Genomic DNA, 7,134 nt, shown 5'->3' on the forward strand with positions numbered 1-7,134 from the left:
TTCTCACTTTACGGCACGAGCCCCACGGAAACTCGGCATAGGTTTCCGTAACGACATGTGATGGTTCGACGTCATTAGTGCCGCGCCCCTTCCACATGGATGTGCATTGGATACTTGGCTCCACTTCGCGGCTGAAAAGAAATCCGAAGACAGGAGTGAATGCTGGGGCGTTGCAACGCCCCAATTCTCCGTCCTTCGGCGAAACAACGGCAAGTTGAATGTCAAGGCTGGGAGCGTACAGGAAAACATCTCCGCGTCGCGAACGGTACACACTTGCCTTAGCAATTGCTTGGCCGTCGCAGGTCGCGTGACCGTGTTGGGTTAGAAGATGTGGCGTTAGAGAAATCAGAAGTCCGCCCAAGGCAACTACGAATAGCAGAAAGAAGACGCCAACGCTTTTCCGCCGCATGGTCATACGGACAGTATGCTATCGCGTGATGGGCGGGCGCAGACACTTGTCAAGTCTAACGTTCCGCCTGTGTCTTGATGTGCTGCAGCACCCGCATGTGGATGCGGTGGATGAAGTAGTCCGACCATACCCGCCAGTATGCGGCCGGCCAGAACTTGTTCTCGTACCAGGTGGTCCCTTCCAGGTGGGTGCGGCCGCCCGGCAATTCCGTCAGCCGGAACTCTCCACGGCGTGACAGCAGGTAGTTCTGCGCCACATGCGGCGGCCGGATGTCGTAGGGCGACCACTCCTGCATCACCGGCGGTTGCTGGCGCACGGAGAAGCCGAGCCGGTGCGGCTCGTCCCAGGCCTCGATCGGCTCCACGAACGCCCCGGTGGAGAACACGCAGTAGCGCACGGCGCCCGGCCCGTGTCCCTGGATCTCGGCGCGGATTGGATAGGCGACGCCGATATGGAACAGCCACTCGCGCTCCTCAGGGATCTGCGCGAAGGCGATGAGCTGGTCCCAGACTTTTTGCGGCGGGGCGTTCACCACGACCTCGGAACGTATTTCGATCGGGACCGGCGGCCGGTGCGCGGCGTGCTCGGCGGTCATCAGCAGCGGAAGCACGAGCACCAGCGCACCCATGGTCTGCGAAGCTGGCCTAGCCGGCATGGGCCGCGAGAAGATGCTGCGGGCCAGCCCGCCTCCGATCATGGCGAGGGGCGCGGCGATGGGGAATGCCATGATCAGGCACACGATGCCTTCGAACGCTACCAGCAGCAGTGCCGCGCCCGCCAGCACCAGCCCCAGCACTGCAACCCCCATCGATTCACCCGTGCCTCGCGGCCCGCGCAGGTTGTACACGGCCGAGGAGACGAAGCCGATGACGAACGGCACCCCGACAAACAAGCCCCATCCATAATTCGCCAGTACCTTGACCCCGAACAGCGTCAGCAGCAACGTGATCGGAATGCACAACAGCACCCCCACAAATGCCGCGCCCAGCTTGCTTTTGGGGATGACGCCCACCCAACCGCCCGCCCCACCTCGAGCAGTGTCTTGAGACGGCGGCACTGGTTTCGCCGCCGATGCTCCCGGCAGAAGACTGAGCGCCAGAAAGAACAGCAGATTCACCACCGGCACGAAGAACAGGATCGTCCAGGCGGGCGACGCACCTACATCGCGCAGCCGCTTCACCGTTAGCAGCACGCCGGCCCAGATGAAGGGGATGGCGATGGCCAGCATGGTGTAGAAGAAGCGCTGCTCGCTCCGTGGGAGGTTGACGATGGAGAGCGCTCCCGCGGGCGCGTAGTAATTCAGGATCGACCACGGCCGATGAAAGGCTTGCCGCGCCACTTCGCTGTCGATCAGGTACTTGGTGAAGAACAGGATGAGGCCATACCCGAGGTATTCGGCGCGTCCGACCGTGCCTTCCCATTGGAACAAAGCAGAACCAGTCCCTTGGCTCACCTTCACCCCCTGAAGGAATGCCAACAGCATAGTACCGCCGGGTGCTGATCGCTGAGCGCTGATTTACAATCCGGGCGCCATGTCCGTCTCTGTCCGTTCTTTCGCAAAAATCAATATCGGACTGCGCATCGGCCCGGTGCGTCCAGACGGATTTCACGAGTTGCGGACGCTGTACCAGACCATCGGGCTGCACGACGTGCTGCGGGTCACCATCGCACGTGGCAGCGGCATTGAGATCCGGTCCAACGCGCCCGCTGTTCCGCAGGACGAATCCAATACCTGCTACCGGGTGGCCGAGCGCGTCCTTCATGCCACACGCCGGCGTGCCAAGGTGACTATCACCATCGAGAAGAAGCTGCCGGTGCAGGGCGGACTCGGGGGCGCCTCCTCCAATGCAGTCGCCACTCTGCTGGCCCTGGAACGGGCACTCCGGAGGCAGCTCCCGCCGGAAGACCGCATGCGTATCGCCGCCGAGGTGGGCTCCGACCTCCCCCTGTTCCTGCTCGGCGGCCTGGTCCTGGGTTCTGGCCGGGGGGAAGAGGTCTACCCGCTGGAAGACATGCCCGGCATCCCCTGCGTGGTCGCCACCCCGGCCATCGGCGTCTCCACCCCCCAAGCCTTCGCCCGCTGGGACCGGCTCGCGGAAACCGGCTCCGGCCGCAGAGGCAAATTGACGGCGCCAGCTATATCCAGTACAATCAATGGGTTCAGTCACTCTGTGTTGGCGTGGCTGAGTGGGTCTTCCACCGGTGTTCCCAGCCGCAACGTTGGGGACCGGGCCGAGGCACTGCTTCTCGACCTTGTCCGTGCCGGGATCGAAAACGACTTTGAACGTGTCGTCTTTCCTGAGTATCCCGAACTGCGTAAGGTGAAGCGTGCCCTGGAGCGTGCGGGCGCCCGGTATGGGTCTTTGTCCGGCTCTGGCTCGACGGTGTACGGGCTCTTCGCTTCCTCGGCGGAGGCGAAACGGGCAGCGGTGCGGTTGACCGAAGGCGGGATCCGCGCCCAGGTGACCACCACGCTTCCTCGCCGGCAGTATTGGCGGAGAATGTTCGTCTAGTGGTCGGTGGCCAGTGGTCGGTGGTCAGAGCTTTGTGCTGACCACTGCCCACTGACCACTGTCCACTGGTACTGGGCGGTCGACTAATGGTAGGTGCCGCCGCTTTGCAGGCGTGAGTGAGCTGAGCGGAGCGAGGCGAACGGGAGCCTGCAGGCGGCATCCTGAGCGCGGAGCGCGAAGGATCTCTACCTTAGCGGTTTCCCGGAGAAGGATTGGGCGGTCGACTAATGGTAGGTCAAGTGCCTTTGGAGCACTTTGTCTAGGTTCGAATCCTAGCCGCCCAGCCAGAGTTGAGCCGCTTTGCGGGCGTCTGAGCCCGCAGGCGGAATCCTGAGCCCAAAGGGCGAAGGATCTCGGAAGTCAGAGGTTGGTAGTCAGGCAAGCGATGCACGAGGCAGTGAAAAAGGCGAGCGCAGTCGGCAGTCCACACGAGGTGGCGACGAAGGCTATGGCGACGACAGTGGCAACCGCGGAAAAAAAGACGCAGCAGCCCACCGAGCAGCCCAAGGCAGATCGCAGACCGCAGCGGGCACGGCACGACGACAAGTTCAAGATCTTCTCCGGGACGGCGAACCCGGCCCTGGCCGACGAGGTTTGCGCCCACCTCCAGATGGCCCGCGGCCAGGCCACTGTTACCCGCTTCCAGGACGGGGAGACCTACGTCCAGGTGCAGGAGAACGTGCGCGGCGGCGACGTCTTCGTGCTCCAGCCCACCTGCTTCCCGGTGGACCAGCACCTGATGGAGCTGCTGCTGATGATCGACGCGCTCAAGCGCGCCTCGGCGCGCCGCATCACCCCGGTCATCACCTACTACGGGTACGCGCGCCAGGACCGCAAAGACAAGCCGCGCGCCCCCATCAGCTCCAAGCTGGTGGCCGACATGATTACCACCGCGGGCGCCAACCGGGTTCTGGTCATCGACCTGCACGCCCCCCAGATCCAGGGATTCTTCAACATCCCGGTGGACCACCTGTTCGCCTCGCCGGTGCTGGTTTCGCACTGCAAAGAACGCAACTTCCCCAACCTGACTGTGGTCTCACCCGACGCCGGCGGCGTGGAGCGCGCCCGCTTCTTCGCCAAGAAGATGGACTCGGCGCTGGCCATCGTGGACAAGCGGCGAACGGGCATGGACGAGACCGAGGTCATGCACGTCATCGGCGACGTCCACGGCCGCACCTGCCTGCTGCTCGACGACATCATCGACACCGCCGGCACGCTCTGCAAGACGGCCGACGCGCTCATCGAAGCGGGTGCGTCCAAGGTCTACGCCTGCGCCACCCACCCGGTGTTCTCCGGCCATGCCGTCGAGCGCATCGCCGCCTCCAAGCTCGAACAGGTCATTGTGACCAATACCATCCCGCTGACCGAGTTGGGCCGGCAGGAACCCAAGATCAAGGTACTGTCCATCGCGGGGCTGATCGCGCGCGCGATCCAGTCGATCCACGAAGAGACGTCGGTCAGCACCCTATTCACCTAAGGACTGAGGAATCATGGCTACAGCAACCGCAAACAACGTAGTGGAAGCCCAGCCGCGGCAGGACCATTCCCGCGGCAAGAATGAAGCCCGGCGCGTGCGCGCCGCCGGCCTCATCCCCGCCGTGCTCTATGGGGCCAAGAAGCCGACGGTGGCGCTGGTGGTCGATCCCAAGAGGATGCTCCAGATCCTGCACTCCGACTCCGGCCACAACACCATCTTTGACCTCCAGGTCGGCGACGAGCGCACCAAGGCCATGATCGTGGACTGGCAGTACGAGCCCATCAAGGGCCACCTGCTGCATGTGGACCTGAAGCGCATCGCCATGGACGTGCGCATGAAGGTCAAAGTGCCGGTCAAGCTGCTGGGAGTGCCCGAGGGCGTCAAGACCCAGGGCGGCATCCTGGAGCAGGTGGAGCGCGAGATCGAGGTCGAGTGCCTGCCCGGCGACATCCCCAGCCACATCGACGTCGACGTGTCGCACCTGGTGTTCGGCACCGTGCTGCGCGTCTCCGACCTGTCCAAGAACGACAAGATCAAGGTCCTGACCGCGGCCGACCAGACCGTGGCCCACATCGTCTCGGTGAAGGAGCATGTGGAAGAGAAGCCGGCCGAGGTGGGCGTCGAAGGCGCTGCCGCCGCTCCCGCCGAGCCCGAGGTCATCAAGAAGGGCAAGCAGGAGGCCGAGGAAGGCGCTGCCGAAGCCGAGGCTGCCGCTCCCGCGAAGGCGGAAAAGGCAGAGAAGAAGGAAAAGAAAGAGAAATAGCGGACGTGAAACTGGTCGTCGGTCTCGGCAATCCGGGCATCGAGTATCAGTTCACGCCGCACAACATGGGTTTTCTGGCGGTGGACCGCATTGCCGACGAACACAAGGTGCGGGTGGCCAACCGCCATTGCCGGGCGCTCACCGGCAGGGCCGCGATCGCGGGGCACGACGTCCTCCTGGCCAAGCCGGAGACGTACATGAACCTGAGCGGCATTGCGGTGCGCGAGCTGGTGCGCGAGTACGAAGCCGATCCGGCGCAGGACCTGATCGTGGTGTACGACGAGCTGGATCTTCCGCTGGGGCAGTTGCGCATCCGCCCGCGCGGCAGCTCGGCCGGCCACAACGGGATGGAATCGATCATCGGCGCGCTGGGGACGGAAGAGTTCACCCGCGTGCGCATGGGGATCAACCCGGGGCGGCCGTTGAAAGAAGGCGCGCCCTACCTGCTGTCGCCCATCAAGCGCTCGCAGGAGGAAGCGGTCGCCGACATGATCGACCAGGCCGCCGAGGCGGTGAAGGTGGTCCTCACCGACGGCGTCGCCGCGGCCATGACCCGGTTCAACCGCAAGGCGGAATCGGCGGAGATGTAACGCCGCCGTCCCGGCGGCGAACGAGGACGAAACGCGCTCGGGACAGCCGGCCAGAGGCCGGCGGTACAGGAAGATTTGGGAGAGAAACAATGCAACGTGCTTATGAAGTGATGTTCATCGTCCGGCCCGACATGACCGAGGAAGACCTCGACAAGCTGATCTCGTCTCTGGAGAGCACGGTCGCCAGCGTCGGCGGCACGGTGAAGAACGTGGAGCGCATGGGCAAGCGCCGTCTTGCCTACATGGTGCGCAGGTTCATCGACGGCATCTACATCCTGCTCACCCTGGAGGGAACGGGACAGGGCGTGGCCGAGCTGGAGCGCCGCCTGCGCGTCACCGAGCCGGTGATCAAATTCATCACCGTGCGGGTGGACGAGGAGCAGAAGCGGCTGGACAAGGTCAAGAAGATCCGCGCCACGCGCCAGAAGCGCGCCCCCGAGCCGGCGTCGGAGCCCGCCACCGGGGAAGCTACCCCCGCGGCGGTGTAAGCAAGTTCGTTGTAGAGACGCCCGTCAAGGGCGCCTCCCGAAGGCGAAAGATTGGTGGTAGAGACGCCCTTACGGGGGTCTCTACCGAAAAAATCCGAAGGAGATCTTATGGCTGACGAAAAAGAAGTGCAGGCACCCGCAGCAACCGAGACCGCCGCGCCCGAGCAGGCGGCGCCCGCCCCGGTGGCGCCGCCTCAGCGTCCCCGTATGGGAGGCGATCGTGGCCCGCGTCCCGGCGGCGACCGTGGCCCCCGTCCCGGCGGCCGCGAGGGCGGTCCCCGCAAGTTCTTCCGCCGCAAGAAGGTCTGCAAGTTCTGCGTCGAGAAGATCGATTCCATCAACTACAAGGACGTGCGCCTGCTCGCGCAGTTCGTGGCCGAGCGGGGCAAGATCGTCCCCCGCCGCCTGACTGGCGTCTGCACTCCGCACCAGCGCCGCCTGACCACGGCCATCAAGCAGGCGCGCAACATCGCCCTGCTGCCGTTCTCTTCGCGATGAGGGGTTTCCGGGTCGCGGGTTTCTGACCCGCACGGCCGAGCGAAGCTCGGTGATTACGAGATTGGAGCTCTGTTATGGAAGTCATCCTGAAAGAAGATGTATCCAAGCTGGGCCACCGCGGCGACATCGTGAAGGTGGCCGAAGGCTACGGACGCAACTACCTGCTGCCCCGCAAGCTGGCCATCGAGGCCACGCCCGCCAACCGCTCCGTCATCGAGCAGATGCGCGCCGCCGCCCTGCGCCGCTCCGCCCGCGAGAAGGGCGAAGCTGAGGAGTTGGCCAGGCAGTTCGACGGTCTGAGTGTGCAATTCACCCGCAAGGCCGGGGAGAAGGACCACCTGTTTGGCTCGGTGACCCCTGCCGACATTGCCGAGGCCCTGGGCAAGAAGGGCTTCA

The 7,134-nt window shown here is 64.4% G+C and carries 8 protein-coding genes and 1 tRNA gene; 8 read left to right on the top strand and 1 reads right to left on the bottom strand.

What is annotated here, in order from left to right; all coding sequences use genetic code 11:
- Positions 1-464 precede the first annotated feature (464 nt).
- Positions 465-1,892 carry a DUF805 domain-containing protein gene (locus tag VMS96_02985; protein HVP42367.1) on the bottom strand — a complete coding sequence of 476 codons (1,428 nt, stop codon included), beginning with the start codon at positions 1,890-1,892 and terminating at the stop codon, positions 465-467.
- A gap of 49 nt (positions 1,893-1,941) precedes the next feature.
- Here VMS96_02985 and ispE point away from each other — a divergent pair, with 49 nt between their 5' ends.
- The 8 genes from ispE to rplI all read left to right on the top strand — a co-directional run.
- Positions 1,942-2,922, top strand: a complete 981-nt coding sequence (gene ispE / locus VMS96_02990; GenBank protein ID HVP42368.1) for a 4-(cytidine 5'-diphospho)-2-C-methyl-D-erythritol kinase — start codon at positions 1,942-1,944, stop codon at positions 2,920-2,922.
- 213 nt (positions 2,923-3,135) lie between these two features.
- A tRNA-Gln gene (locus tag VMS96_02995) sits at positions 3,136-3,209 on the top strand.
- 161 nt (positions 3,210-3,370) lie between these two features.
- On the top strand, positions 3,371-4,399 hold the full coding sequence (locus VMS96_03000) for a ribose-phosphate pyrophosphokinase (protein ID HVP42369.1): 1,029 nt from the start codon (positions 3,371-3,373) through the stop codon (positions 4,397-4,399).
- Between the two features lie 13 nt (positions 4,400-4,412).
- Complete coding sequence (locus VMS96_03005; protein HVP42370.1) at positions 4,413-5,162, top strand: 50S ribosomal protein L25; 750 nt, start codon at positions 4,413-4,415, stop codon at positions 5,160-5,162.
- 5 nt (positions 5,163-5,167) lie between these two features.
- Entirely contained in the window at positions 5,168-5,752 is a 585-nt protein-coding gene (pth, locus tag VMS96_03010; protein ID HVP42371.1) for an aminoacyl-tRNA hydrolase, read from the top strand.
- 89 nt (positions 5,753-5,841) lie between these two features.
- Positions 5,842-6,240 carry a 30S ribosomal protein S6 gene (rpsF, locus tag VMS96_03015; GenBank protein HVP42372.1) on the top strand — a complete coding sequence of 133 codons (399 nt, stop codon included), beginning with the start codon at positions 5,842-5,844 and terminating at the stop codon, positions 6,238-6,240.
- A 108-nt stretch (positions 6,241-6,348) separates the two neighbouring features.
- Entirely contained in the window at positions 6,349-6,738 is a 390-nt protein-coding gene (rpsR, locus tag VMS96_03020; GenBank protein HVP42373.1) for a 30S ribosomal protein S18, read from the top strand.
- 74 nt (positions 6,739-6,812) lie between these two features.
- The coding region (gene rplI, locus VMS96_03025) for a 50S ribosomal protein L9 (GenBank protein HVP42374.1) at positions 6,813-7,134 on the top strand (322 nt) is incomplete at its 3' end.

Source organism: Terriglobales bacterium (assembly GCA_035543055.1).
Taxonomy (GTDB): Bacteria; Acidobacteriota; Terriglobia; order Terriglobales; family Acidobacteriaceae; genus JAIQFD01.

Bases quoted from the DNA above. Each gene is read 5' to 3' on its own strand.
- VMS96_02985 (HVP42367.1), bottom strand. From the start codon at position 1,892: ATGCTGTTGGCATTCCTTCAGGGGGTGAAGGTGAGCCAAGGGACTGGT.
- ispE (HVP42368.1), top strand. From the start codon at position 1,942: ATGTCCGTCTCTGTCCGTTCTTTCGCAAAAATCAATATCGGACTGCGC.
- VMS96_03000 (HVP42369.1), top strand. From the start codon at position 3,371: ATGGCGACGACAGTGGCAACCGCGGAAAAAAAGACGCAGCAGCCCACC.
- VMS96_03005 (HVP42370.1), top strand. From the start codon at position 4,413: ATGGCTACAGCAACCGCAAACAACGTAGTGGAAGCCCAGCCGCGGCAG.
- rpsF (HVP42372.1), top strand. From the start codon at position 5,842: ATGCAACGTGCTTATGAAGTGATGTTCATCGTCCGGCCCGACATGACC.
- rpsR (HVP42373.1), top strand. From the start codon at position 6,349: ATGGCTGACGAAAAAGAAGTGCAGGCACCCGCAGCAACCGAGACCGCC.